We start from the raw sequence: 24,784 nt of genomic DNA on the forward strand, positions 1-24,784 counted from the left end.
CCCGATCGAATATCTATATAACGGGTAATATCTCTATCTGTTATCTACGTTGTAGATATAGCCTAAATGCTGCCTTCGCACTCAATCACCAGAATACGCGCCGGGCCTTGGGGATGGGCCACATGCTCGGTGCCGACACTGGCATAGAAGATATCCCCTACGCCCAACTCCGCCACCTGTTCGAAGCCGTTGTCGCGGTAGTGCATCTGCACCCGGCCATCCAGCACCACGAACACTTCCTCGCCGTCATTGATGTGCCAGCGATACGGCTGGTCAGTCCAGTGCAAGCGCGTGGTGATGCCGTTCATATTGGCGATATCCAACGCCTCCCAGGCGCGGCTGCCGGTGAAGTCCTTGCTGCGGATGATCTTCATGCTTGAATCTCGATCGGGCGATACGAGAGGCGATTATTACCTATCAGCCGCGTGTCGTCGCCTTGGCGCGCGCCGAATCCTGCAACAGCAGCCCGACCAGTGCGCCGAGGGACAGCAGTATGAGTACCGCGCCGTAACCATCGGTGGTGACGATCAAACCAAAGCTGCGAATCAGGTTGCCCGCCAGCAAAGACGGCAGGCAGAACGCCAGGTAACTCAGCACATAAAACGCCGACATCAAACCCGCACGCTCATGGGACAAGGCCAGCGGCACCACACTGCGCAGGGCACCGAGGAAGCCTGCGCCAAAACCACTGCCGGCGATCAGGGTGGCGATAAAAAACAACGCCAGGCTGGCGCTGTGCACGGCCGTGAGGATCAGCGCCACACCGACTGCCAGCAAGCCGGCCCCAAGGCGTAGCACTTTGTCGGCCGGTCGATTGCGCAGCGTGAAGATCATCAATGCGCCGCTCAAGGTCAACACCGCCACCAGGCCGCCGCCGATCAGGTTGGAGGTCGAACCGGTGGCGGCCCGTACGAGTGACGGCGCCAGGGACAGGTAGAATCCGCCCATCGCCCACACCGCCACATCCACCGGCAGCGACAACCACAAGGCCCGGCGCGCTTGCGGCGGTACATGTAAGGTCGGACACAGCGAAGCCAGTGCGCCGGGGATACGGCTGACGGTTTCCGGCAGGCGCCATACGTACACGGCCTGCAACAGCATCAGCACGAACAGCGTGCAGTAGATCAACTGGGTCGGCAGCGGCGCGAATTCCACCAGCAGACTGCTGCCCATTGCACCGCACGCCATGCCCAGCAGCGGCGCCACGCTGTTGACCAGTGGACCTTGCTGGCGATCCGTGTCGAGCAGTGCCGCGCCCAGCACGGCAGTGGCCATGCCCGTAGCAAAGCCCTGCAGCGTACGTGCGGCGATCAACCAGGCCACGCTGCCTTCATTGATAAACAGCAGCATCGCCAGCATGTTAAGGATCAATGCAGCGAAGATCACCGGCTTGCGTCCCAGGTGATCCGATAGTGAGCCGACGGTCAGCAGCGCCGCCAGGAGACTCAGCGCATAGACACCAAAGATCAGCGTGAGCATGCCTGCGGAAAAATGCAGGCCTTCCTGATACAGGTGGTACAACGGCGTCGGCGCACTGGAGGCGGCAAGAAACGTCAGCAAGGTGATCGCAAGGAACACCAGGCTGTAACGCTGAGAAATAGGGTTGGACATGCGCACACTCCGCTAAAGCTAATATTTTGCTTTTATGGAGTGTGCTACCAGGCTGGGCTTAAAGCAAATTCTTTGTGTTAAGGTTTTACACATGGCGATAAAAGAAGGCCTCCGCCCGGGGGGCCGCAGTGCCCGGGTACAAGAATCCGTCCATTCAGCCGTGCGTGAACTGCTCGAAGCCCATGAGCGCTCCAGCGTCACTGTGCCGATGATCGCTGCGCGCGCGGGGGTGACGCCGTCGACCATCTACCGGCGTTGGGGCGACCTTTCTGTGTTGCTGGCGGATGTGGCGTTGGCACGGATGCGCCCGGACAGCGAGCCGGCGAACACCGGCAGCCTGCGCGGCGATTTGCAGGCCTGGGCCGAGCAGTATCTGGATGAGATGAGTTCTGAGCCTGGGCGGAACATGATGCGTGATGTGCAGTGCATGATTACGCCAGGCTACTGCGTGAGCATCCTGAGCGGGCAGTTTCAGGCGATTGTCGATCGCTATCCGGACAGCAGCCCGCCGAGCGTGGATCACCTAATCAACCTGCTGGCGGCGCCAACGGTGTTTCGTATTCTATTCTCGACCGCGCCGCTGACGGTTGAACAGCTGCATAGGCTGATCGAACTGGCACTGAAGGTCTGAAGCCCTTGCACAAAACCAAATATGGGAGCGGGCCCGCCCCCACATTTTTGACCGCGTTTAGGTCAGCGCTTACGTACGCATCCCGCGCCCGCTCACTAGCAGCTTCGCGCAGCCCATATACAGCACCACGGTCGCCACCAACATGAACGTAATCGCCACGCTGATCTTGATATCCGACACACCCAAAATACCGTAGCGGAAAGCGTTGACCATGTGCAGCACCGGGTTGGCCAGCGATACGGTCTGCCAAAACGGCGGCAGCAAGGTGATCGAGTAGAACACGCCACCGAGGTAAGTCAGCGGCGTCAGCACGAAGGTCGGAATGATCGAAATATCATCGAAGTTGCGTGCAAACACGGCGTTGATGAAACCCAGCAGCGAGAAGATCGTCGCCGTCAGAACCACCACCAGAATGGTGACCCCGAGGTGATGCACTTGCAGGTGGGTGAAGAACAGCGACAACAACGTCACGATCACGCCGACCATCAGGCCACGCAGCACACCACCGGCGGTGTAGCCGATCAGGATGGTGTGTGGCGACACCGGCGACACCATCAATTCTTCAATCGAGCGCTGGAACTTGCTGCCGAAGAAACTGGAGACCACGTTGCCGTAGGAGTTGGTGATCACCGACATCATGATCAGGCCCGGCACGATGTATTCCATGTAGGTGAAACCACCCATGTCACCGATCTGCCGGCCGATCAGATTACCGAAGATCACGAAGTACAGGACCATGGTGATCGCCGGCGGCAGCAAGGTCTGCGGCCAGATCCGGGTAAAGCGCTTCACTTCGCGATAGACGATGGTTTGCAGCGCGACGAGGTTGGGTTGCAGTTCGGAACTCATACCGCCACCTTCGCCAGATTTTTCTCCACCAGGGACACGAACAACTCCTCAAGGCGATTGGTTTTATTACGCAGGCTCAGCACTTCGATGTTCTGGGTCGCCAACTGCGTAAACAGCGCGGTGATGCCCATGGCTTTGTCCACCTGCACTTCCAGGGTGTGGCTGTCCAGCAGACGACTTGGGTAGCCCATCAGTTGCGGCGCCACCGACAGGTGATTTTTCAGGTCGAGCAAAAAGGTTTCCACGTGCAACTGGCCCAGCAGGTTACGCATGCTGGTGTTCTCGACGATGGTGCCATGGTCGATGATGCCGATGTTGCGGCACAGCTGCTCAGCCTCCTCCAGGTAGTGGGTGGTGAGGATGATAGTGATGCCTTTCTCGTTAAGCTCGGTGAGGAATGTCCACATCGAACGACGCAGCTCGATATCCACGCCAGCAGTGGGCTCATCAAGGATGAGAAGACGCGGCTCATGCACCAGCGCGCGGGCGATCATCAGGCGGCGTTTCATGCCACCAGACAGCGAGCGCGAGGGCACATCGCGCTTGTCCCACAGGCCCAGTTGGGTCAGGTATTGCTCGGCGCGCTCCTTGGCGATTTTCGCCGGGATGCCGTAGTAGCCCGCCTGGGTCACGACGATATCGAAGGTCTTTTCAAACTGGTTGAAGTTGAATTCCTGGGGCACCACGCCGATGGAACGCTTGAGCGCGGCCGGGGATTTGTCCAGGTCATGGCCGAAGATATTCACCGAGCCGCTGGTCTTGTTAACCAGGGTCGAGAGGATGCCGATGGTGGTGGATTTGCCGGCGCCGTTGGGGCCGAGCAAGGCGAAGAAGTCACCTTCGGCAACGTCCAGATCGATACCACTCAGGGCCTGGAAACCGTTGCCGTAGGTTTTGGTTAGCTGCCGGATGGACAGAGCGGAACTCATATCGGGATACGCACCAAAAGAAGGGAATAGAAAGAGTAGATGAGGGCGCAGCGCAGGTAGTTCAACCCACGATGCATGGCGGGCATGGTGCTTGCCCGCGCGGCACAAGTACAGTCACCTGTATTAATAGTCAGTATTAAGTCAACGCGGTCATGACCGCTTTGCGGTAGGCCGGCCGTTTTTGCAGGCGCTGGTACCAGGCCTCTAGATGGGGCATTTCAGGCCGTTCGATGGGCATTTCAAACCAGGCGTAGATGAAACTTCCCAAGGGGATATCGCCCATGCCGATCTCATTGCCCGACAGATACGGCTGCGCGGCGAGCGCCTCGTCAACGGTCTTGAGCACATCGATACAGGTTTGGCGCCCGGCGTGGATGCTGTCCCAGTTCTGTTTTTCGGCCGGGGTGCGCAGCACGCCCCAGAACACGATCTTGAAGGGTTCGGCGAAAGTGGAAGTGGTCCAGTCCATCCACTTCTCCGCGTTGGCGCGGGCTTTCAAGTCACTCGGGTACCAGTTGGACGCCTGTTTGGCGCAGAGGTAGCGCACGATGGTGTTGGATTCCCACAGCACAAAGTCGCCGTCTTCGATCATCGGCACCCGACCGTTGGGGTTCAACGCTCGGTATTGCGGTGTGTCGACTACACCAAAAGCGCCGCCCGCATCGATTGCCTCATAGCCCAGGCCGAGCTCCTCGGCGCACCACAGCGCTTTCCTGACGTTTGATGAATTTTTACGCCCCCAGATTTTCAGCATGACCGCGCCTTCATTGTTGATGAACATGGCTGGATGAACGCAGCAGCATACGCCGGTTCAGGCGCGGCTCAAATCGCTGTGCATATCGCCAAGCAGGGGCGGCATATCCTCGGCAAACAGGTGCGGGTAACACCGCTGGATATGGGCGAAAAAAAACGCCTCGGGTACGTCAGGGAATTGCCCATGGTCGACCACGTACTCCATTGAACGCTGGCCCTGGCGGTTGAAAGCGTGGAAAACGCTGTCGTTGATCCCGTCAAAATCCAGCGGCGGCACGTCGAACACATCGCACAGTTGCCTGTTGAACGCGGGCGTGGCTTTGACCCAGCGATCATTTAGGTAAAGCTCGGTATAACCGTGCATGGCAAACACGTCACTTTTGAGCAAGGCGAGCAGGCGCGGGGTCGACAAGTGATTGCGCACGTCCGCCAGGCCGATGCGCGCCGGGATACCGCAGTGGCGGGCACAGGCCGCGAGCAACGTGGCCTTGGGCACGCAGTAGCTTTCGCCGGTGGACAGGGCGAAGCTGGCACTTAATGTGTCAGGATCGCGACTGAAGGTGTAGGGGTTGTAGCGAATCGCCTCACGCACGGCGTAGTAAAGGCTGACTGCCTGGTCACTTAAATTCGCACGAGTTCCGCGATGTTTTTCGGCGAACTCCACCACCGCAGGGTGGTCACTATCGATGAAGCGGCTGGAACTCAGGTACGTATCCATGAGTGTTATCTCCGAAGGAAGCCTGGAGTCTAACCACAGGCCTGCGGTGGAGTTAACGACGAATCGGCCAAATCTCGTTACACCCTGATCACCCCGCTTGCTCGGATGCCGACTAAGCTCCCTGGTGGTTTCGCCCCTGGTTTCACGGAGGATTGAATATGCTGTTGTTGTGGATACTGGTGCTGGTGGTCGGCATTGCCTACCTCGCACACCGCCGCGTCGCCCCCCTGCCCGCTCTGGGCGTGGTCGCCGTGTACTTGCTGGCGATGGGCGCCTGGAGCCACGCACCGGGTTGGCTGCTACTGATCTTCTGGGTGTTGATCGCGGTTGTGGCCGCGCCGCTGTTGCTACCCGATCTGCGCCGCCAATACTTCACCAAGCCGCTGTTCAGCTGGTTCCAGAAAGTCCTGCCGCCGATGTCCGAAACCGAGCGCGACGCCATCGAAGCCGGCACGGTGTGGTGGGACGGCGAGCTGTTCAGTGGTCGCCCTGACTGGGACAAGTTGCTGGCCTATCCCAAGGTCCAACTGACCGAAGAAGAACAGGCGTTTATCGACGGCCCGACCGAAGAACTCTGCGCCATGGTCAGCGATTGGGAAATCGGCCAGGCCATGGACTTGCCGCCGGCTGCCTGGGAACACATCAAGACCCACGGCTTTTTCGCGCTGATCATTCCCAAGGAATATGGCGGCAAGGGCTTCTCGGCTTATGCCCACTCCCAAGTCGCGATGAAACTCGCCACCCGCAGCGGCGACCTTGCGTCCACCGTGATGGTGCCCAACTCCCTCGGCCCGGCCGAACTGCTGCTGCACTACGGCACCGACGAACAACGTAACCATTACCTGCCGCGCCTGGCCCGTGGCGATGACATCCCTTGCTTTGCGTTGACCGGCCCGCTGGCGGGTTCCGACGCTGGCGCCATGCCCGACACCGGCGTGATCTGCAAGGGTGAATGGGAAGGCAAGGAAACCCTCGGCCTGCGCTTGAACTGGGAAAAACGCTACATCACCCTCGGCCCGGTCGCGACCCTGCTGGGCTTGGCCTTCAAGGCCCATGACCCAGAGCACCTGCTGGGTGAAGAAGAAGACCTGGGCATCAGCCTGGCGCTGATCCCGACCGACACCCCCGGCGTGGAAATCGGCCGCCGCCACCTCCCCCTCGGGGCCGCCTTCATGAACGGCCCCAACTCCGGCAAGGATGTGTTCATTCCCCTGGAGTACCTCATCGGCGGCCAGGAAATGCTCGGCAAGGGCTGGATGATGCTGATGAACTGCCTGTCGGTGGGCCGTTCGATTTCACTGCCCGCCGTCGGGACCGGCGCCGCCAAGTTCACCAGTCTGGTGACCGGCCAATATGCGCAGGTGCGCGAACAGTTCAACGTGCCATTGTCGGCCTTCGAAGGTATCCAGGAAGCCCTGGCCCGCATCGGTGGCAACGCCTGGCTGATGGACAGCGCGCGCATGCTGACCGCTAATGCCGTGGACCTGGGGGAGAAACCTTCGGTACTGTCGGCGATCCTCAAGTACCACCTCACCGAACGTGGCCGCGAGTGCATCAGCCACGCCATGGACGTGCACGGTGGCAAGGGCATCATCATGGGCCCGAACAATTACCTGGGCCGCAGCTGGCAAGGCGCGCCGATCTTCATCACCGTGGAAGGCGCGAACATCCTCTCGCGCAACCTGATGATCTTCGGCCAAGGCGCCATCCGTTGCCATCCGTTCGTGCTCAAGGAAATGGCCCTGGCCGGTCGCGAAGACCATGACCAGGCGCTGAAGGAATTCGACAGCCTGCTGATGCAACATATCGGTTTCGCCGTGAGCAACGCCGCCAGCACCCTGGTGCTGAACCTCGGCGTAGGTCATTTCGAGAAAGCGCCGGGCAACCGTTTGAGCCAGGGGTATTTCCGCGCATTGAACCGTCAGGCTGCCGCGTTCGCGCTGCTGGCCGACCTGAGCATGATGCTGCTGGGTGGCGAGTTGAAGCGCCGCGAACGCCTGTCGGCACGCCTGGGTGATGTACTGAGCCATATGTACCTGGCCTCGGCCGCACTCAAGCGTTATCACGACCTCGATTCACCGGATCATCTGCAACCGCTGTTCACCTGGGCCATGGAAGAGAGCCTCGGCGAGTCGGAGCGGGCATTGGATGAACTGCTGAGCAACTTCCCGAACAGGGTCCTGGGCTGCCTGCTGCGGGTGATCGTGTTCCCGTTCGGCCGTCGCCATACCGGTCCGTCCGATGCACTGGATGCCGAAGTGGCCGCAGTAATCGGCCGTGCCAAAGGCGACCCAACCCTGGAAGAACTGCTCGCTGGCTGCTACCGCCCGCAATCGGCGGAAGACCCAGTGGGTGCCCTGCAGCATGCCTACGACCTGCTCGGCGCGAGCCATCCACTGCAGAAAAAACTGCACACCGCGTTAAAAAGCGGCCAGGTCAAACCGGCTGCCGGGGAACATGCCATCGACGCGGCGCTGCACGCCGGGGTATTGCAACCGGCCGAGGCGCAATCTTTGCGTGATGCCGAAGCGGCACGGCGCAAGGTCATCGACGTGGATGATTTCAGCAAGGAAGAGCTGACCCAGGCCGAGGGTAAAGTCCGCTGACCCCAGCGGTCATATAAATACGGGCGTGAGAGCTATATACTCTCGCGCCCGTTTTTGCTTTAGAGGACTTATCTCGTGTCCAACATCGTTGCCGATCATCTCGTCTTGCTCGACCACTTGCGCAGCATCCTGGTTGCCGTCGGCGAAGCCGATCAGGTGCCCGAGGAAAGCCATACGCTTTTTCTGGAGCGTTTTGACGAATTGCGCGCCCAGCTGCCGATTGATCCGATCGAAAGCCAGTACCTGGGCCAGGACCTGATGAGCCAAGTCATCCTGCGCTACCCACAAATTGCCCACTTGGTGCCGCGCGACCTGCTGTGGTTCTTTGGCGGTGACTGCCTGCACTTTATGCCAGACGAAGAACTGGACCTGTACCAGGCCCTGGAAGAACGTCGCTTCGAAGCCGAACAAAACGACGAGCCGTTCGACTGGAACCGCGAAAAACAGCTGCTGGCCATGCCGCAAGACCAGAGCAAGCACTGATTCCTGTGGGAGCTGGCTTGCCTGCGATGCAGGCAACTCGGTCTGCAGTTGAGCCGAGGTGATGCCATCGCAGGCTAGCCAGCTCCCACATCTACCGACGACGCAGTGTCGGCTCCTTTGCCATACACTCCACCAGATAATCGATAAACACCCGCAACTTCGGTGGCAGATACCGCGTGGGTGAATGCAGCAACCACGCCTCGCCATGATAGGACGCAATAAAGTCCCACCCCGCCAACACCTGCACCAACCGCCCCTCTTCCAAGGCATGGCGCGCCGTGAAATACGGCAAGCTGCCAATCCCTACATGCTGCAACACCGCATCCAAGCGCACACCGGTATGGTTCGCCGCATAACGCCCGCGCACGGCAACCGTCACTGCCTTGCCGGCCTGGCGGAGTCTCCAGCGAGAATCCCCCGGCGTTTCCCCCAGATAGATGCAACTGTGCTCCAACAAATCATGAGGGTGGCCCGGCGTACCGTGCTCGTCCAGGTACTGCGGTGTCGCGCACAACAAATGCTCGATAGGCAGTAACTGCCGGCCCACCAACCCCGGCGGCGGGCTGTCGGTGATGCGAATACTCAAGTCGATATTGTCATCAATCAGGTCCACCGGCCGGTCCTCGAGGATCAACTGCACATCTACCTTGGGATAACGCCGCAGGAACTCCGGCATGTGCGGGTGCACCACAAACCGCCCCACCGCCTTGGGCACGCTGACCCGCACCAGCCCTTCGGCTTCATGGGTGAACTGGCCGCTGATCTCCATCACCGAACGCGCCGCGCTGACCATTTCCTGGCAGCGCTTGAACACCTCTTCCCCACCCTCGCTCAAGCGCAATTTGCGTGTGGTACGTTGCAGCAACCGAGTCGCCAGGGCTCTCTCCAGGCGCGAGATGCTGCGGCTCACCGAGGAGGGTGAAGCGCCCATCTGCCGAGCGGCTTCGGAGAAGCTGCCGGCCTCCACCACATTGACGAAAATCGCCATTTCGCCCAGCAGCGGCAAAGGTAGATTGATGCTCATGGTGCACAGGTCCATTGACGATTTGGCGGATTATCACCCATTTGCGCACTATTTATACTGTCGGTAGAACCCTGATACGGATGTAGATAATGACCGAGCGCCTGTTTTTCACCCACGACCACCTGACTGCCGAGCTTGAAGTACTGGGTTGCACCCCGCACGAGGACCAGTTTGCAGTCATCCTGCACTCGACCATTTTTCACCCCCAGGGCGGCGGACAACCCTTCGATACCGGCTGGCTCGGTGACAGCACTGTACTGCGCGTCACCCAGGAAGCCGATCGCGTAGTGCACTACGTCGACCGGCCACTGGAACCGGGCCCGATCACCGCGCGGGTCGATGAACAACGCCGCGCGCTGCACACCCGGCTGCATTCCGCCGGGCACTTGATCGGCAACGTGGGCGAGACCTTGGGTTGGATCCCGATCAAGGCCCATCACTGGCCAGGCGAAGGCAAGATCACCTTTATCCGTGGTGAAACTGCGCAGGTCATGGAGGCCGCGGCGATTCAACAGCAGGTCAACCAATGGATCGCTGCGGACTCCCCACGCCATATGAGCCTCAAAGACGGCACTCGCGAAGTCGGCTTCGGCGAATTACCCGCGTATGCCTGCGGCGGTACTCATGTGCAGACATTGAGCGAGTTGGGCCAGGTGACCATCCTGGCCGTGTCGGAGAAAAAGGGCGCGCTCTGCGTTCGCTACGAAATCGACTGAGAAGACGCCTATATTCCGCAAGTGCGCGTGCAACTGCAAATAGCCCAGGCACGTCGGTTAGCCGGTCAATTCGCGTCGTCGTTGACGACCATTGCCGGCAAGCCTGCTTCTACAGGTCCGTTCGACCCCCTCGCCCATGGAAAAAGGAGGTGGTAGTGTGTGGAAATATTTCTGACACTTCGATCAGAAATCTTCTACTGACTACCAGCAAAGGAATGCGTCCCTCCATGCACTTTCCACTCAAGCAACTGGCGGCTGCCACCCTGTTCGCGGCGAGCCTATCGGCCATCTCTGGCCCAGCTTTCGCCACTATCACCCCCGACCAAAGCACGGCGATTCTCAAGAGTTTCAGCGAAACCTCCGTCACTGATTTTCGTGGTTTCCTCGGTGCCCTGGGCAACGGCGACCTTGGCAAGACCAGCGATGTGGGCCCGGCGATCAATGCCTTTCTCGACAACAAAACCCTGAGCGCCGACCAGCAGAACGAAATCAATCGGCTGCTGGGCATCTATACGCGGGTGAAGTACGGCAAGGCCGCCACCGAAACCCTGCGCGAACTAGTGGAAATTCCGACCTTCAATGTGGACGGTCTACCGCAGTATAAAAATCCGGAATTCATCAAGATCGCCGGCAAGATCCAAGACCTCGCCAAGGCCTTCAACCTGAATTTCCGCAATATCGACAATCGTGTGTACGAAATTTCTCTGGAAGGCAGCGGCGATGAGGTGGTCGGCATCCATGCCCACGCCGATGTGGTACCGGTAACGCCGGAAAACTGGGTGCTGAAAGACGGCACCAAGCTAGATCCGTTCAAGGTCACGCTGATCGGCGACCGCATGTACGGCCGTGGCACCGAGGATGACAAAAACGCCATTGTGGTAGCCCTGTATGCCATGAAGGTCATCAAGGAAGAGAAGCTGGCGCTGGCGCGTAACTTCAAGCTGCTGGTGGACACCACCGAAGAAACCTCCGGCGACGCAATTCCGTATTACTTTGAAAAGAACCCGACGCCGCAATACAACCTCGCGCTGGATGGCGGCTACCCGGTGGTGATTGCCGAGAAAGGCTACGGCACGGTGATGGCAACCTTCCCGCGTCGCAAGCCTGAAGGCAAAGGCGCGGAAATCATCTCGATGACCGGCGGCATGGCGACTAACCAAATCCCGTCGGCTTCGGTTGCAACGTTTGTCAGCGACAAACCTGCCGAATTGGCCGCCAGCCTGCAAAAGGCCGGCACTGAATATGCCAAGCGTAACGGCGGTGATTTCGAGGTCGCCACCAAGGTCGACGGTAAAGACGTCAAGCTGACAGTCACTGGTGTTTCGGCTCACTCGTCCGAGCCGGAGTCCGGCATCAACCCGGTATCGCGCATGCTGGAACTGATCCACAGCATCGACGGCAAAATCGCACTCAAGCACAACCACATTACCGATGCCGCACGTTATGCGTCTGACAACTGGGGCCTGGACTACCTCGGCGGCAAGCTGGGCGTGGGCTTCTCTGACGAATTCATGGGGCCGCTGACCACCTCGCTGACCTTTGTTGGCCTGGATGACAAAGCCTTCAAACTGGCGGTGAACCTGCGTGTGCCGAAGGGCAAATCCCCGGAGAAACTCAAGGCAGAAATCGCCGAAAAGTTGAGCGCCTGGGACAGGAAAACCAAGGTTGACGTGGACTTTACCTACTCGGTGGCCGAACCGATGTTCCGCAACCCGGAAGGTGAATGGGTGAAAGCACTCTTGGCAGTGGCCAGCGAAAATCTCGGCATGGAGCACAAGTTCGGTACCTCGGCCGGCGCAACGTCCGTGCACGAACTGCCGAACGGCGTGCAATTCGGCCTGGCGCGGCCGGAAGTAAAGTACACCGGGCACACCGACAATGAGTTCAAGACCGTCGACCAGTTCTTGCTGGACTTGCAGATTGTCACAGAAATGATGGCCCGTATCGGGCAGTTGCCGAAGCTCTGACCCTCGCCGGACCCGTCAACCTGGCGGGTCCTTTTGGCGCTGACCTAGCGGTTCGGTCAGTTACCACGCTGAATCCTCTTGCGTACCCTGCCCTCTGACTCTGTCGGACGAATCGGGATGTCTCTGCTCAACGCTGTAGAACGTGCCTGTACACGCCTGGCTCCCTTTGGGTGGCGCGACCTGTTGCTGCTCCATGGCCTGGATATCGTGGTGGACGCCACCGGGCGGCCTGGCTGCACACTCAGGAATAAAAAATCGACACACACAAAAACGCCGATCATCTCTGACCGGCGTTTTCGTTGAATATGGAGCGGGAAACGAGACTCGAACTCGCGACCCCGACCTTGGCAAGGTCGTGCTCTACCAACTGAGCTATTCCCGCAAATGGCGTCCCCTAGGGGACTCGAACCCCTGTTACCGCCGTGAAAGGGCGGTGTCCTAGGCCACTAGACGAAGGGGACACGCTACTGAAATACATGGTGTGTATTTCAGTGCCCAGAGATTAAATCCGAAGATCATGCCCTGGTTTCACTCAGTGTCGCCCGAGAGCAACACTGCTTAAATTTGGAGCGGGAAACGAGACTCGAACTCGCGACCCCGACCTTGGCAAGGTCGTGCTCTACCAACTGAGCTATTCCCGCATATTGGCGTCCCCTAGGGGACTCGAACCCCTGTTACCGCCGTGAAAGGGCGGTGTCCTAGGCCACTAGACGAAGGGGACACACGTACAATATTCACTCCCTACCGCGTTTCGCTGTGTGCTTTACGCTGTAAGTGGCGCGCATTCTATGGATGGATTGAAAGGTCGTCAACCCCCAAGGATAAATTTATTTAAATCAATGACTTCGCCCTGCTTTCCGGACTTGTGCAGGCGTTATGCGTGTTCGGGCTTTGGCGCCTATATTCTGGCGCCCGACAAGACGCTATAGTTCACTCCGGAAAATGATGGCAATGTGCATCCATGCAGGGAACGCCTATCTATATAGAAGCAAACTACCTGGGCAACTGGTCGATCAGTTCTATCCGCCGGAACGCCCAGTCACTACACTCCACTGTAAACCCTATAAAGAGGTCACACCGGTGACACCACTCATGATCACCCTGTTGGTAATAGCCGTTATCGCCATACTGATTGCCATTGGCTATATGAACCACGTGGTGGAAAACAACAAGCTGGAAAAGAAACGTAGCGAAATCGAACTCAATGATCGGCTGCGCCGCTGCGGTGAAATCACCGAGACCTTTCCTGGCCAGTTGATGACCCCGGCGCTCAAACTGTTGCTGACCCGACTGGAGCTCAACGTTAACCAGCGGCTGTTGAACCTCAACAAGACCAGCGCACCGATCAAGGCCCGCATCGCCGAGCTGAATGCGCTGGTGGCTCAGGGTGAATCGATCCCGGTGAGCAACCCGCCCGCGCCGATCCAGACCGAAGCCAAGGCCAAGGACGTGCGTTTCCTGCTTGAAGCCCTGCACGGCCAGGTCACCCGCGCTGCTCAGGACGGCTTCCTGTCGACCAACGAGGCCAAGCACTGGATCAAGGAAATCCGCCATATCCTGGTGTTGCTGCATATCGAGTTCTTCAACAACCTCGGCCAGCACGCTTTGCAGCAAAGCCAGCCGGGCCAGGCGCGCCTGGCATTCGAACGTGGCGTGCAGTACCTGCGCAAACAACCGGAGCCGGCGATCTACAGCGCACAGCTGCAACAACTGGAAGCCCAACTGGTCCGCGCCAACTCCACGGTACTGACCAACAGCAAGCCTGCCCAAGACGAGGTCAACGAATTGACCGAAGGCCTCAAAGTGGTCGACGCCGACGCGGAATGGAAGAAAAAAGCCATCTACGACTGATTGGCCCCTCTCCATGTGGCGAACGCTGTTCGCCACATGCCATCACTTTGCATCTATCCCCCGCCCCTCGACTAGCGTAAAAAAGTGCCCCTCACTCCGTGAAGTCAGAGGCCTGCTATGCCTGTCGCCGTCATTGATGGACAACCGCTGCACTACGTCGACCAGGGCTGCGGCCCCGTCGTCCTGCTGGGCTCAAGCTACCTGTGGGACCGCGACATGTGGTCGCCGCAGGTCGAAGCCCTGTCGCAACAGTACCGCGTGATCGTGCCCGAGCTGTGGGGCCATGGCGAGTCCGGCCCGCTGCCGGCGCAAACCCATTCCCTCGACGACCTCGCACGCCAGGCCCTGGCCCTGCTGGACCAGTTGGACATTTCACACATCAACCTGGTGGGTCTCTCGGTCGGTGGCATGTGGGGTGCGCGGCTGGCGTTGCTCGCACCCGAGCGGGTCAACAGCCTGGTGCTGATGGACACCTACCTCGGCGCCGAGCCCGAGGCCACGCGCCAGTACTATTTCTCGCTGTTCAAGATGATCGAAGACGCCGGCGCCATCCCCGAACCTTTGCTGGATGTTATTACTCCGATCTTCTTCCGCCCAGGCATCGATCGCGAATCAGCGCTGTACCAGGATTTCCGCAAGCAATTGCAGGGTTACTCCAAAGAGCGCCTGCTGCGCAGCATCGTGCCCCTGGGCCGGTTGATCTTCAGTCGCGAGGATGTGCTGGCGCAGTTGCCACGCCTGGAGGCCAACACTACGTTGGTAATGTGTGGCGAACAGGACAAACCGCGCCCTCCCGCCGAGTCCGAGGAGATGGCCGGTCTGATCGGCTGCAGCCTGATCCTGATTCCGCAGGCCGGCCATATCAGTGCGAGGGAACATCCGGACTTCGTCAACGAAGCGCTGCTGACCTTCCTGGCCAACCACGCCTGACCGCCCTACCCTGTGATCGCAGCCAACACGCTGCGATCACAGGCGAAAATGCCCCACCATGCCCTTGAGCTCCGCCCCCAACTGCGCCAGTTGAATACTCGACGCAGCGTTGCCCTGCATGCTCAGCGCCGACTGATCCGCACTGGCACGGATACTGGTGACGCTGCGGTTGATCTCTTCGGCCACCGAGCTTTGTTCCTCGGCCGCAGCGGCAATCTGCTGGTTCATCTGCTGGATCAACGACACCGCCGCCGCGATGCTGCCCAGGGCGCTTTCGGTTTCCAGCGCATCGCTCACTGCCAGCTTCACCAGCTCGCCGCTTTGCTGGATCTGCTGCACGGACGACTGCGCCGCACTGCGCAAGGTACTGACCAACCGCTCGATTTCTTCCGTGGATTGCTGGGTGCGCTGGGCCAACGCGCGCACCTCATCGGCGACCACCGCAAACCCCCGCCCCTGTTCGCCCGCGCGGGCGGCTTCGATGGCGGCGTTAAGGGCCAGCAGGTTGGTCTGTTCAGCCACGCTTTTGATGACGCTCAACACGGTGCCTATATGCTGGATCTCTGCGCTCAGGCTCTCGATGCTGGTGCTGGCACTGGTGCTGGAGGTGGCCAGTAATTCGATGCGCTGCAGGCTTTGGCGCACCACCCGTTGGCCACTGTCGACTTTGTCATCCGCCGTCTGCGCGGCTTGCGCGGCCTCTTCGGCATTGCGCGCCACGTCGTGCACGGTGGCGGTCATCTGGTTCATCGCCGTGGCAACCTGTTCGGTTTCTTCTTTTTGGCTGCTGACTTCGATATTGGTCTGCTCGGTGACGCTGGACAATGAATGCGCCGAGCTGGCCAGTTGTTCGATACCGGCTTGCAGGCCGCTGACCATTTGGCTCAAGCCACTGCCCATCTGCTGCATCGCCTGCATCAACTGGCCGATTTCATCGCGACGACTGACGTCCATGCGCCCGCTCAAGTCGCCGGCGGCGATCTGCTGGGCCACGGCGATCACACTGCGCAGCGGCGCGACGATCAATCGGGTTATCACCCACGCCGCAATCAAACCTACCAGCAGTGCCAGGGCCGAAGAACCGATGATCAGCCCTGCGCTTTTCTTTAACTGCGCCTGCATCGACTGATCTTCGGCGCTGTAAGCCTGGTTGACCCGGCTGACCACTTGCTCCGCCCGATCATGCAACTGTTTGTAGACCACTTTCTCCTGCGCCAGCAGGCCGGTGTATTCGCCGAGCTTTTCAGTGAACGCGGCAATATGCCCGGAGACTTCGTTGAGCACGGTCTGGTAGCCCGAGTCCTTTACCGAGGTCTTCAGTTGCTCAACCTGCGCCAGGGCCTGGTTGGCCTGCTCGATCTTGCCCTGCTCGGTGTCTTCCTCGCTCACTTTGCGGCTCTGATCCAGACGCACATGGGCTTCGTTCATGGCTTGCAACATCAAGCGTGAGACTTGGCTGACCTGTCCCGCCTGCTCGATAAACTCAGCGCCCTCCTTGCCCTGGCTTTCCTTCAGGCCATAGGCACCGTCATCTGCCAGCCCGGCCTGCAAGACGTCTAGGTTGTTCGCCACGCTGGACACCGACCAACTGGCCATTTCCAGGGCCAAGTCCTTGGTCTGGGTCAATTCGACAAACTCATCGAATGCCTTGCGGTATTGCGCCAAGGCTTGCTCGACATCGGTCATCACCGGCACGTTGGCGGGCGATTGAGCCTTGAGGCTGGCCGCGAGCGCTGCCAGGGTATCGACACTTTCATGCAGGGCATCGACGGCCTTGGGGTCGGCATGCAATGCGTAGTCCTGCTCGATCAGGCGCACCTTGAGCAGGCCGCTATTGAGCGAAGACATGGCCTTGAGGCCTTCGAAACGCTGTCCAACGGATTGCAGGGACCACACGCCGATGGCCGCGACCAACGCGGTCAGCAGCAATACCAGCATGAAGCCCAAGCCCAGTTTCTTTGCCATACCGAGGTTGGCGAAATGTCGTTGCACGGCCGAAATCATTGCACTTGGATCCTCTTGCAATGGCAGATGCCATAAAGCCCGGTTAACTCAGGCGAGATTCGCAACCACAAGGCATTGAACACAAGGCGTTGGCGCCACAATAATGGCAAAAAGCTACACGCTCGTCGTTTTCAGGATGGTCGAGGTCGATCTGGCAGGCCCCATGGCGCGGAACAACGCCAAGGCTCGTTGATCGGCCGCATAGGCCACATTGATGCGCAGCCAGTCGCTGGGTTCGCCGGTTGGACTGAACAGCGCCCCCGGCGATAACAGGACACCGAACCGCCGGGCACACCCCTGCACTCGTGACCGATCCCCCACCCCTGGCCGTGCCCACAGGAACATACCGCCAGCGGGTTTGGCAAACACCTCCCACTCCTCGTCCTCCAGTACCTGCAACGTAGCGGCCATTTGCGCACGCAGTCGCTTGCGCAGGCGCTGCACACACTTGCGATAGGTGCCATTAGCCAGCAGCGTGGCCACCACCGCCTCGGCAAATCGCGAGGTGCCAAACCCGGTCATGGTCTTGAGGCTGGCCAGTTGCGCGATAATCACCGTGCTGGCACTGAGATACCCCACGCGCAGGGCACTGCTCAGGGTCTTGGAAAAGCTCGCGACATAGATCACACGGTCATCATGGGGAAACGCCGACAGCCGCGTGCAAGTGGCAGGTTGCAGGTCGCCTAAAACATCCTCTTCAATGATCAGGAAGTTCTCGCGGTGCGCCAGTTCCAGCAAACGTTCAGCCACTGTGCGGCTCAGGCTGGTGCCGGTGGGGTTGTGATACAGGCTGTTGATGAACAGGCACTTGGGCCGATGCCGCTGCAGCAATGCTTCCAGCGCCGAAAGGTCCGGGCCTCCTTGGGTGCGCGGCACTTGCAGCAGTTGCACGCCGTGGAAAGCCAGCTGCCGATAGAGGTTGCCGTACCCCGGCGTTTCGACCACCACGCAATCGCCAGCCTTGAGCAACGTGCGGATCAGCAAGTCCTGTGCATGGCTGGCGCCTGCCGTGGTGAGAATGCGGTCAAGGTGGGTGGCAATGTGAACCTGGGTCAGTCGCTTGAGCAGCTGTTCGCGCAGCGCCAGCAAACCCAATGGGGTGCTGTAGTTGAACAGACCGGCGGTGTCGGTACGCGTGACTTCACGAATCGCATAGCTGATGTCATCGCTTTCGCGCCAGGCATCCGGCAACCAGCCGCAGCCCAGTTTCAGCTCACCCATTGGGTTATCGACGAACGGCCCCCATTCCCGCTCTGCACCTTCGTACCATTGGCCCTCATGCAAGCCGGACGGCTGCGCGACCACAAACCCCGAGCCGTGCTTCGACACCAGTACGCCCTGGGCGACCATCCGCTCGAACGCCTCGATCACGCTGGACTGGCTGAGCAGGTTATCGAGGGCCACCTGTCGAATGGACGGCAAGCGTGTGCCGGGGCTCGCCCCACTGTTGCGAATCCACTGCGCCACTGCGCTGATGATTTGCTGCACCACCGGTACAAGGGCTTGTCGATCGATCCCTAAATCCATGCGCCACTCACTTCAACTGTCTGTTATTCAACCCAGAACAGTTAAGCACAGAAGCCCCTCACAACCCGTCGCCAAATTTTATTAAAGTATTGATTTTATTACGTTATTTACCTAATGATACACATTCTGACAGGGCCCAGTGCCAGCTATGGAAACGCCCCACAACCCTCCCAAACCTTTTCGAATGGCGGGCGACGCGAGGTCCTAGATAGCCGTAGCACCACCGTCCACCGCCAAGGCCTGGCCAGTGGTAAAGGCAGCGCCATCGCTACAGAGGTAGAGCACCGCACTCGCGATCTCCTCGACCTTGCCAATGCGCCCGACCGGATGCATGGCGGCGGCAAATTCGGCTTTGCGTGGGTCGGCTTCATAGGCACGCCGGAACATATCGGTATCGATCACCGCCGGGCAGACCGCATTGACGCGAATTTTCTTCTTCGCATACTCGATGGCAGCCGATTTGGTCAGGCCGATCACCGCATGCTTGGAAGCGGCGTAAATGCTCATCTTGGGCGCCGCGCCCAAACCCGCTACCGACGCCGTGTTGACGATTGCCCCGCCACCTTGGGCCAGCAGTAGCGGCACCTGGTACTTCATGCACAGCCACACGCCTTTGACGTTGACGCCCATGATCGCGTCGAACTCATCCAGGCTGCCGTCGGCCAACTTGCCTTTCTCGATCTCGATTCCGGCGTTATTGAAGGCATAGTCCAGGCGGCCATAGGCGGTGATGGTCTGGGCCATCAATTGCTGCACATCGGCCTCCAGCGTGACGTTGCAGCGTACAAACAGCGCTTCCCCACCCGCCTGGTGGATCAAGGCGACGGTGCCCTCGCCGCCCGCTGCATCCAGGTCGGCAACCACGACCTTCAAGCCTTCGGCGGCGAATGCGAGCGCAGTGGCGCGACCAATACCGGCGGCGGCACCGGTTACCAGGGCGACTTGACCGGAAAACGTCATGCTCATGGAGGATGTCCTGAAGAGTGTGTTGTGGGAAATCTAGCCGTGGCCCGAGTCTAGCCAACGCCACGCCGGACGCGTCAGCACTATCAAAAGGCCGGTTAAGGCTGCATGGATCGCAGTGATAACAGACATAGGCTGACTATCAGCAATGCCTATCGACAAGCATTCGCGCATTGGGTGAACCTTGCTCCATGGCCGATCAAGGTCTATCACTTCAGGTTCATTTCCAGAAGAGTCCCTGCCATGACCGCCCAGACCAACCGCCAATTCCTGCTCGCCAAGCGCCCGGTCGGCGCGGCGACCCGGGACACCTTCACCTACCAGGAAGTGCCGGTGGGCACACCCCAGGATGGGCAGGTGCTGGTGCGCAACGAATACCTGTCCCTCGACCCGGCCATGCGCGGCTGGATGAATGAAGGCAAGTCCTACATTCCGCCGGTCGGCATCGGTGAAGTGATGCGTGCGCTGGGTGTGGGAAAAGTGATTGCGTCCAACAACCCGAAATTTGCGGTCGGGGACTACGTCAACGGTGCCTTGGGTGTGCAGGATTACTTCCTGGGCGAGCCGCGTGGTTTCTACAAGGTTGATCCAAAACTCGCGCCTTTGCCGCGCTACCTGTCTGCCCTGGGCATGACCGGCATGACTGCCTACTTCGCGTTGCTGGACACCGGCGCACCCAAGGCAGGCGAAACCGTAGTGATCTCCGGCGCGGCCGGCGCCGTGGGCAGCATTGCCGGGCAGATCGCCAAGCTCAAAGGCTGCCGCGTGGTAGGCATTGCCGGCGGTGCAGACAAGTGCACGTTCCTGGTGGATGAACTGGGCTTCGACGCCGCCATCGATTACAAAAGCGAAGACGTGCCCGCCGCGCTCAAGCGCGAATGCCCCAAGGGCGTGGATGTGTATTTCGATAACGTCGGCGGCGATATTCTCGACGCCGTCCTCAGCCGCCTGGCACTGAAGGCGCGCGTGGTGATTTGCGGTGCCATCAGCCAATACAACAACAAGGAAGCCGTGAAGGGCCCGGCCAACTACCTGTCATTGCTGGTCAATCGCGCGCGTATGGAAGGTTTTGTGGTGATGGATCACGCGGCGAACTTTGCCGCGGCCGGGCAGGAAATGGCCGGCTGGATGGCGCAGGGCAAGCTCAAGAGCAAGGAAGATATCGTGGAGGGGCTGGAGACGTTCCCGGAGACGTTGATGAAGCTGTTCAACGGGGAGAACTTTGGCAAACTGGTACTCAAGGTCAACTGACACACCTTGGATCTAATTGTGGGAGCAGCGGTGCGACGATTCGACTTGCTCGCTCCCACATCTATGTTTTCAGGTTCGACCTGATATCAGGCGATCTCGGCAACTACCGCCGCCAGCGCCTTCGCCGGATCCGCCGCCTGGCTGATCGGGCGGCCAATCACCAGGTAATCCGAACCCGCATCCAGTGCCTGACGCGGGGTCAGGATACGGCGCTGGTCATCCTGGGCGCTGCCCGCCGGACGAATCCCCGGAGTCACCAGTTGCAGCGACGGGTGCGCGGTTTTCAGCGCCTGGGCTTCCAGCGCCGAACACACCAGGCCATCGAGGCCGGCTTTCTGCGCCAGGGCGGCCAGGCGCAGGACTTGCTCCTGGGGCTCGATGTCCAGGCCAATACCGGCCAGGTCTTCACGCTCCATGCTGGTGAGCACAGTGACGCCGATCAGCAGCGGTTTAGGACCGCTGCGCTGTTCCAGCACTTCACGGCAGGCGGCCATCATGCGCAGGCCGCCGGAGCAGTGCACGTTGACCATCCACACGCCCATTTCGGCGGCAGCCTTGACCGCCATGGCGGTGGTGTTCGGGATGTCGTGGAATTTCAGGTCGAGGAACACCTCGAAGCCTTTATCACGCAGGGTGCCGACGATGTCCGCGGCGCAGCTGGTGAACAGTTCCTTGCCGACTTTGACGCGGCAAAGCTTCGGATCCAACTGGTCAGCCAGCTTCAGTGCGGCGTCACGAGTGGGGTAATCCAGGGCGACGATGATAGGAGTCTGGCAGACGGGCATTGGAATGGGCTCTCAGGCAAGTCGAAATCGGCGCGGATTGTAGCGCAAGCAGCGCCTTTGCGGGATCCGATGATCGGTAAATACTGACCAAGCGCCGTCAGGCGGGCATTTCTGGAAATTATTTCAAAACTGATACATTCACGACATGCCCACAATACGCCCTACGGCTAGCCTCGCCTGCACGACCCACCGACCAGCACTTCCAGCCATGGGGCTGGGCGCCTATGCTGACCGCAACGACCAGGCAGATGATTGCATTATGCATACCCCTTCCGTCTTTATGAACGACGAGCAAAAAGCCGCGGTGATCGCCGACGACAAGCGCTGGAACACCCGTGCGCTGATCGTTGACGACGATGTGCCGATCCGCGAACTGCTGATCGACTACCTGGCCCGCTTCGGCATTCTCGCCACGGGCGTCACCGACGGCACCGCGATGCGCCAAGCCATGCAAGCCGAAACCTTTGACGTGGTGGTGCTCGACCTGATGCTGCCCGGCGAGGACGGCCTCTCGCTGTGCCGCTGGCTGCGCGCGGAATCGGACATCCCGATCCTGATGCTCACCGCCCGCTGCGAACCCACCGACCGCATTATCGGCCTGGAACTGGGCGCCGATGACTACATGTCCAAGCCGTTCGAGCCGCGCGAACTGGTAGCGCGCATCCAGACCATCCTGCGCCGCGTGCGTGACGACCGTACTGAACAGCGCACGAATATCCGCTTCGACAACTGGCGCCTGAACAGTGTGCTGCGCCAACTGGTGGCCGACGATGGTTTGGTGGTGCCGCTGTCCAACGCGGAATTCCGCTTGCTGTGGGTGTTTATCGAGCGCCCGCGACGCGTACTGAGCCGCGAGCAGTTGCTGGATGCAGCCCGTGGCCGATCAATTGAAGCCTTTGATCGCAGCATCGACTTGCTGGTATCGCGCCTGCGGCAGAAACTCGGGGATGATCCCAAGGCACCGCAGTTGATCAAGACCGTGCGTGGCGAAGGCTACCTGTTCGACGCGCGAGATATCGGCTGATGCGTGCGCCCTTCAACACGCTGTTTGGTCGGCTGTTTGGCGTGTTGCTCGTGGCGATTGTGCTGGCCCACGCGCTGGCGTTCTTCTGGTTCCACCATTACGGCCAACCGCCGCCGCCACCGCCTGAGCGGTTTATCGAGCAACCGGACCGAACAAGGGTACCGGAGCGCAAAGAGCACCACCGCCCCTGGTTTGGCGGCCCGGTGGTGCCCCTGACGTTTCAATTTGTCTCACTGATTATCGCCGCCTGGTACGGGGCCAAGCTGTTGAGCAGACCGATTCAACGCCTCAGCGAGGCGGCCGAGCGTTTAAGCCTGGACCTTGACAGCCCGCCGCTGGAAGAGTCCGGGCCGCTGGAAGCGCGGCAGGCGGCATCGACCTTCAACCTGATGCAAAAACGCATCCGCGAACAGGTCAGCCAACGCGCGCGCATGCTCGGTGCGGTCTCCCATGACCTGCGCACCCCACTGTCACGCCTCAAGCTGCGCCTGGAACAGATCGAAGATACGCGGCTGCAGGGCCAGATGCGCCAGGACTTGGACGACATGATCGGCATGCTCGACGCCACCCTGAGCTACCTGCACGAACAACGCACCAGCGAAACCCGGCATTGGCTGGACGTGCAAGCGCTGGTGGAGTCGATGAGCGAAAACGCCCAGGACCAGGGTTCGGATGTGCAATTCGCCGGCACCTGCGCGCCGTTGCAAGTACAGCCGATGGCCTTGCGTTCGTGCCTGAATAACCTGATCGACAACGCCTTGCGTTATGCCGGCTCGGCACGCATCGAGCTGACGGACAGTCGCGAGGCACTGGTCATCCGCGTCATCGATCATGGCCCCGGCATCGCCGCCGAAAAGCGTGAAGCGGTGTTCGAGCCGTTCTACCGGCTGGAAGGCTCACGCAACCGCAACTCCGGCGGCGTCGGCCTGGGCATGACGATTTCCAAGGAAGCGGCGGAACGCCTCGGCGGTCGCCTGAACCTGGAGGAAACCCCAAGTGGTGGACTGACTGCCGTGATGTGGTTGCCCAGGGCCTGAGGGCCAGCACCACTCCCACATTAGGCCTCATACAACCGTTACAGCGGCTTATCTTCCAGACGCGCCTGAGCCTGGGTCGCACTCCAATCCGTCAACAGGCTGTAGGCCACCGCCAGCAAGGTCGGGCCGATAAACAGGCCGATAAAACCAAAGGCAATCAAGCCACCGAACACGCCGAGCAGCACAATGACCAGCGGCAGGTTGCCGCCCCGACTGATCAGGTAGGGCTTGAGCACGTTGTCCACGCCGCTGATGATGAACGTGCCCCATACACCGAGGAACACCGCATAGGTGTAATCGCCTTTCCAGGCCAGCCAGGCCGTGGCAGGGATCCACACCAGCGGCGGGCCCATGGGGATCAGGCTGAGCAGGAAGGTGACGACGCCCAGCACCAGCGCGCCCGGTACGCCGGCGATCAGGAAGCCGATAAGTGCCAGCACCGCCTGGGCGGCGGCGGTGCCGATCACGCCGTTGACCACCCGTTGTACGGTGCCAGCCACCAGTTCGATGTAGTAGCCCGCGCGTTCGCCGATCAAGCGTTCCAATAAACGGTGGACGAACATCGCCAAGCGCGGCCCGTCTCGATAGAAAAAGAACACGAACACCAGGCTCAACGTCAGTTCAAGAATGCCCCCGCCGATCTGCGCACTGCGTGCCAGCAACCAATTGCCAACCTGCCCCAGGTACGGCTTGATGCTGACCATCATGGCCGCGCCTTGTTGGTCGATGCTGTCCCAGGTTGCCACCAGCCGCTCGCCAACAAAGGGAATGGAACCGAGCCAGGTGGGCGCCGCCGGCAAGCCGTCGACCTGGATATTCTTGATCAACGCCACCGCGTCGCGCACATGGTCCGCGAGGTTGAAGCCCAGCCACACCAGCGGCACCGCCACCAGCAACATCCAGCCCAGCGTCAGGATGGAGGCCGCCAAAGACTCCCGGCCGCCGAGCGAACGCGTGAGCAGGACCATCAGTGGCCAACTGGCAAACGCCAGCACCGCGCCCCAGAACAGCGCCGACCAGAACGGTGCCATCACCCATAGACTGGCACCAAACAGCACCAGCAGCAGGATTTGCACCAGTAGGCGATCGTTATTGAGCATGGGGTATCTCTAGAAGAAGGCTTAG

Annotated in this window: 22 protein-coding genes, 4 tRNA genes and 1 pseudogene; 10 read left to right on the top strand and 17 right to left on the bottom strand. The window is 60.1% G+C overall.

What is annotated here, in order from left to right; all coding sequences use genetic code 11:
* Positions 1 to 62: 62 nt before the first annotated feature.
* Together AACY30_RS19460 and AACY30_RS19465 are read right to left on the bottom strand one after the other, a co-directional pair.
* The gene (locus AACY30_RS19460) at positions 63 to 374 is read right to left on the bottom strand and encodes a cupin domain-containing protein (RefSeq protein WP_339470304.1); all 312 of its coding nucleotides are present in this window, start codon (positions 372 to 374) and stop codon (positions 63 to 65) included.
* A gap of 43 nt (positions 375 to 417) precedes the next feature.
* Positions 418 to 1,611: an MFS transporter gene (locus tag AACY30_RS19465; RefSeq protein ID WP_339470305.1), complete on the bottom strand. Its 1,194-nt coding sequence runs from the start codon at positions 1,609 to 1,611 to the stop codon at positions 418 to 420.
* A gap of 91 nt (positions 1,612 to 1,702) precedes the next feature.
* Here AACY30_RS19465 and AACY30_RS19470 point away from each other — a divergent pair, with 91 nt between their 5' ends.
* Positions 1,703 to 2,242 carry a TetR/AcrR family transcriptional regulator gene (locus AACY30_RS19470; protein WP_339470306.1) on the top strand — a complete coding sequence of 180 codons (540 nt, stop codon included), beginning with the start codon at positions 1,703 to 1,705 and terminating at the stop codon, positions 2,240 to 2,242.
* Positions 2,243 to 2,311: 69 nt separating this feature from the next.
* On the opposite strand, the gene AACY30_RS19475 is transcribed toward AACY30_RS19470, so the two are convergent.
* The 4 genes from AACY30_RS19475 to AACY30_RS19490 form a co-directional block, all read right to left on the bottom strand.
* A complete protein-coding gene (locus AACY30_RS19475) occupies positions 2,312 to 3,091 on the bottom strand; it encodes an ABC transporter permease (protein WP_339470308.1) in 780 nt (259 codons plus the stop codon).
* The gene (locus AACY30_RS19480) at positions 3,088 to 4,020 is read right to left on the bottom strand and encodes an ABC transporter ATP-binding protein (protein WP_339540973.1); all 933 of its coding nucleotides are present in this window, start codon (positions 4,018 to 4,020) and stop codon (positions 3,088 to 3,090) included. Before AACY30_RS19480 ends, AACY30_RS19475 begins: the two co-directional genes overlap by 4 nt.
* Positions 4,021 to 4,156: 136 nt before the next feature.
* Positions 4,157 to 4,774: a glutathione S-transferase family protein gene (locus AACY30_RS19485; protein WP_339470311.1), complete on the bottom strand. Its 618-nt coding sequence runs from the start codon at positions 4,772 to 4,774 to the stop codon at positions 4,157 to 4,159.
* A 57-nt stretch (positions 4,775 to 4,831) separates the two neighbouring features.
* Positions 4,832 to 5,491 (bottom strand): transglutaminase-like domain-containing protein, encoded by a 660-nt coding sequence (locus AACY30_RS19490; RefSeq protein WP_339470313.1) that lies wholly within the window; start codon positions 5,489 to 5,491, stop codon positions 4,832 to 4,834.
* 158 nt (positions 5,492 to 5,649) lie between these two features.
* Here AACY30_RS19490 and AACY30_RS19495 point away from each other — a divergent pair, with 158 nt between their 5' ends.
* Together AACY30_RS19495 and AACY30_RS19500 are read left to right on the top strand one after the other, a co-directional pair.
* A complete protein-coding gene (locus AACY30_RS19495; protein WP_339540974.1) occupies positions 5,650 to 8,097 on the top strand; it encodes an acyl-CoA dehydrogenase in 2,448 nt (815 codons plus the stop codon).
* 75 nt (positions 8,098 to 8,172) lie between these two features.
* Positions 8,173 to 8,580 carry a PA2817 family protein gene (locus AACY30_RS19500; RefSeq protein WP_339470314.1) on the top strand — a complete coding sequence of 136 codons (408 nt, stop codon included), beginning with the start codon at positions 8,173 to 8,175 and terminating at the stop codon, positions 8,578 to 8,580.
* A gap of 91 nt (positions 8,581 to 8,671) precedes the next feature.
* Here AACY30_RS19500 and AACY30_RS19505 read toward each other — a convergent pair whose 3' ends face one another.
* Positions 8,672 to 9,604: a LysR family transcriptional regulator gene (locus AACY30_RS19505; protein ID WP_339470316.1), complete on the bottom strand. Its 933-nt coding sequence runs from the start codon at positions 9,602 to 9,604 to the stop codon at positions 8,672 to 8,674.
* Positions 9,605 to 9,693: 89 nt separating this feature from the next.
* On the opposite strand from AACY30_RS19505, the gene AACY30_RS19510 reads away from it, so the two are divergent.
* Positions 9,694 to 10,320 (top strand): alanyl-tRNA editing protein, encoded by a 627-nt coding sequence (locus tag AACY30_RS19510; protein ID WP_339470317.1) that lies wholly within the window; start codon positions 9,694 to 9,696, stop codon positions 10,318 to 10,320.
* A 227-nt stretch (positions 10,321 to 10,547) separates the two neighbouring features.
* Complete coding sequence (locus AACY30_RS19515; RefSeq protein WP_339470318.1) at positions 10,548 to 12,287, top strand: dipeptidase; 1,740 nt, start codon at positions 10,548 to 10,550, stop codon at positions 12,285 to 12,287.
* Between the two features lie 306 nt (positions 12,288 to 12,593).
* Here the strand turns inward: AACY30_RS19515 and AACY30_RS19520 are convergent.
* From AACY30_RS19520 to AACY30_RS19535, 4 genes are all read right to left on the bottom strand, one after another.
* Positions 12,594 to 12,669: transfer RNA gene (locus AACY30_RS19520), tRNA-Gly, on the bottom strand.
* A 3-nt stretch (positions 12,670 to 12,672) separates the two neighbouring features.
* Positions 12,673 to 12,748: transfer RNA gene (locus tag AACY30_RS19525), tRNA-Glu, on the bottom strand.
* Positions 12,749 to 12,852: 104 nt separating this feature from the next.
* Positions 12,853 to 12,928 (bottom strand) — tRNA-Gly (locus AACY30_RS19530).
* A gap of 4 nt (positions 12,929 to 12,932) precedes the next feature.
* Positions 12,933 to 13,008, bottom strand: a tRNA-Glu gene (locus AACY30_RS19535).
* Between the two features lie 359 nt (positions 13,009 to 13,367).
* Here AACY30_RS19535 and AACY30_RS19540 point away from each other — a divergent pair.
* Together AACY30_RS19540 and AACY30_RS19545 are read left to right on the top strand one after the other, a co-directional pair.
* On the top strand, positions 13,368 to 14,138 hold the full coding sequence (locus AACY30_RS19540) for a hypothetical protein (RefSeq protein ID WP_339470319.1): 771 nt from the start codon (positions 13,368 to 13,370) through the stop codon (positions 14,136 to 14,138).
* A gap of 117 nt (positions 14,139 to 14,255) precedes the next feature.
* Positions 14,256 to 15,068: an alpha/beta fold hydrolase gene (locus tag AACY30_RS19545; RefSeq protein WP_339470320.1), complete on the top strand. Its 813-nt coding sequence runs from the start codon at positions 14,256 to 14,258 to the stop codon at positions 15,066 to 15,068.
* 36 nt (positions 15,069 to 15,104) lie between these two features.
* Here the strand turns inward: AACY30_RS19545 and AACY30_RS27595 are convergent, their stop codons facing one another.
* The 4 genes and pseudogenes from AACY30_RS27595 to AACY30_RS19560 all read right to left on the bottom strand — a co-directional run bounded on the left by AACY30_RS27595 (position 15,105) and on the right by AACY30_RS19560 (position 19,565).
* On the bottom strand, positions 15,105 to 15,986 hold the full coding sequence (locus AACY30_RS27595) for a methyl-accepting chemotaxis protein (RefSeq protein WP_445261446.1): 882 nt from the start codon (positions 15,984 to 15,986) through the stop codon (positions 15,105 to 15,107).
* Positions 15,966 to 17,072 (bottom strand): annotated as a pseudogene (locus AACY30_RS27600) (HAMP domain-containing protein); the annotation flags it as partial. The gene AACY30_RS27595 and the pseudogene AACY30_RS27600, both read right to left, overlap by 21 nt.
* A 114-nt stretch (positions 17,073 to 17,186) precedes the next feature.
* A complete protein-coding gene (locus AACY30_RS19555; protein WP_339470323.1) occupies positions 17,187 to 18,599 on the bottom strand; it encodes an aminotransferase-like domain-containing protein in 1,413 nt (470 codons plus the stop codon).
* A gap of 204 nt (positions 18,600 to 18,803) precedes the next feature.
* Positions 18,804 to 19,565, bottom strand: a complete 762-nt coding sequence (locus AACY30_RS19560) for an SDR family oxidoreductase (RefSeq protein WP_339470324.1) — start codon at positions 19,563 to 19,565, stop codon at positions 18,804 to 18,806.
* Between the two features lie 240 nt (positions 19,566 to 19,805).
* Between AACY30_RS19560 and AACY30_RS19565 the strand changes: the two genes are divergently transcribed.
* Positions 19,806 to 20,813 carry an NADP-dependent oxidoreductase gene (locus AACY30_RS19565; RefSeq protein ID WP_339540976.1) on the top strand — a complete coding sequence of 336 codons (1,008 nt, stop codon included), beginning with the start codon at positions 19,806 to 19,808 and terminating at the stop codon, positions 20,811 to 20,813.
* Between the two features lie 86 nt (positions 20,814 to 20,899).
* On the opposite strand, the gene pyrF is transcribed toward AACY30_RS19565, so the two are convergent.
* Entirely contained in the window at positions 20,900 to 21,598 is a 699-nt protein-coding gene (gene pyrF / locus AACY30_RS19570; protein WP_339414653.1) for an orotidine-5'-phosphate decarboxylase, read from the bottom strand.
* Between the two features lie 259 nt (positions 21,599 to 21,857).
* Between pyrF and AACY30_RS19575 the strand changes: the two genes are divergently transcribed.
* Positions 21,858 to 22,622 (top strand): response regulator, encoded by a 765-nt coding sequence (locus AACY30_RS19575; RefSeq protein ID WP_339470326.1) that lies wholly within the window; start codon positions 21,858 to 21,860, stop codon positions 22,620 to 22,622.
* Entirely contained in the window at positions 22,622 to 23,659 is a 1,038-nt protein-coding gene (locus AACY30_RS19580; RefSeq protein ID WP_339540977.1) for a sensor histidine kinase, read from the top strand. Before AACY30_RS19575 ends, AACY30_RS19580 begins: the two co-directional genes overlap by 1 nt.
* Positions 23,660 to 23,697: 38 nt before the next feature.
* Here the strand turns inward: AACY30_RS19580 and AACY30_RS19585 are convergent, their stop codons facing one another.
* Positions 23,698 to 24,759, bottom strand: coding sequence for an AI-2E family transporter (locus AACY30_RS19585; RefSeq protein WP_339470328.1), 1,062 nt, complete (start codon positions 24,757 to 24,759; stop codon positions 23,698 to 23,700).
* Positions 24,760 to 24,784: the final 25 nt, after the last annotated feature.

The sequence above is a fragment of the Pseudomonas sp. RA_5y_Pfl1_P24 genome (assembly GCF_963970945.1).
Classification (GTDB): Bacteria; Pseudomonadota; Gammaproteobacteria; order Pseudomonadales; family Pseudomonadaceae; genus Aquipseudomonas; species Aquipseudomonas tritici.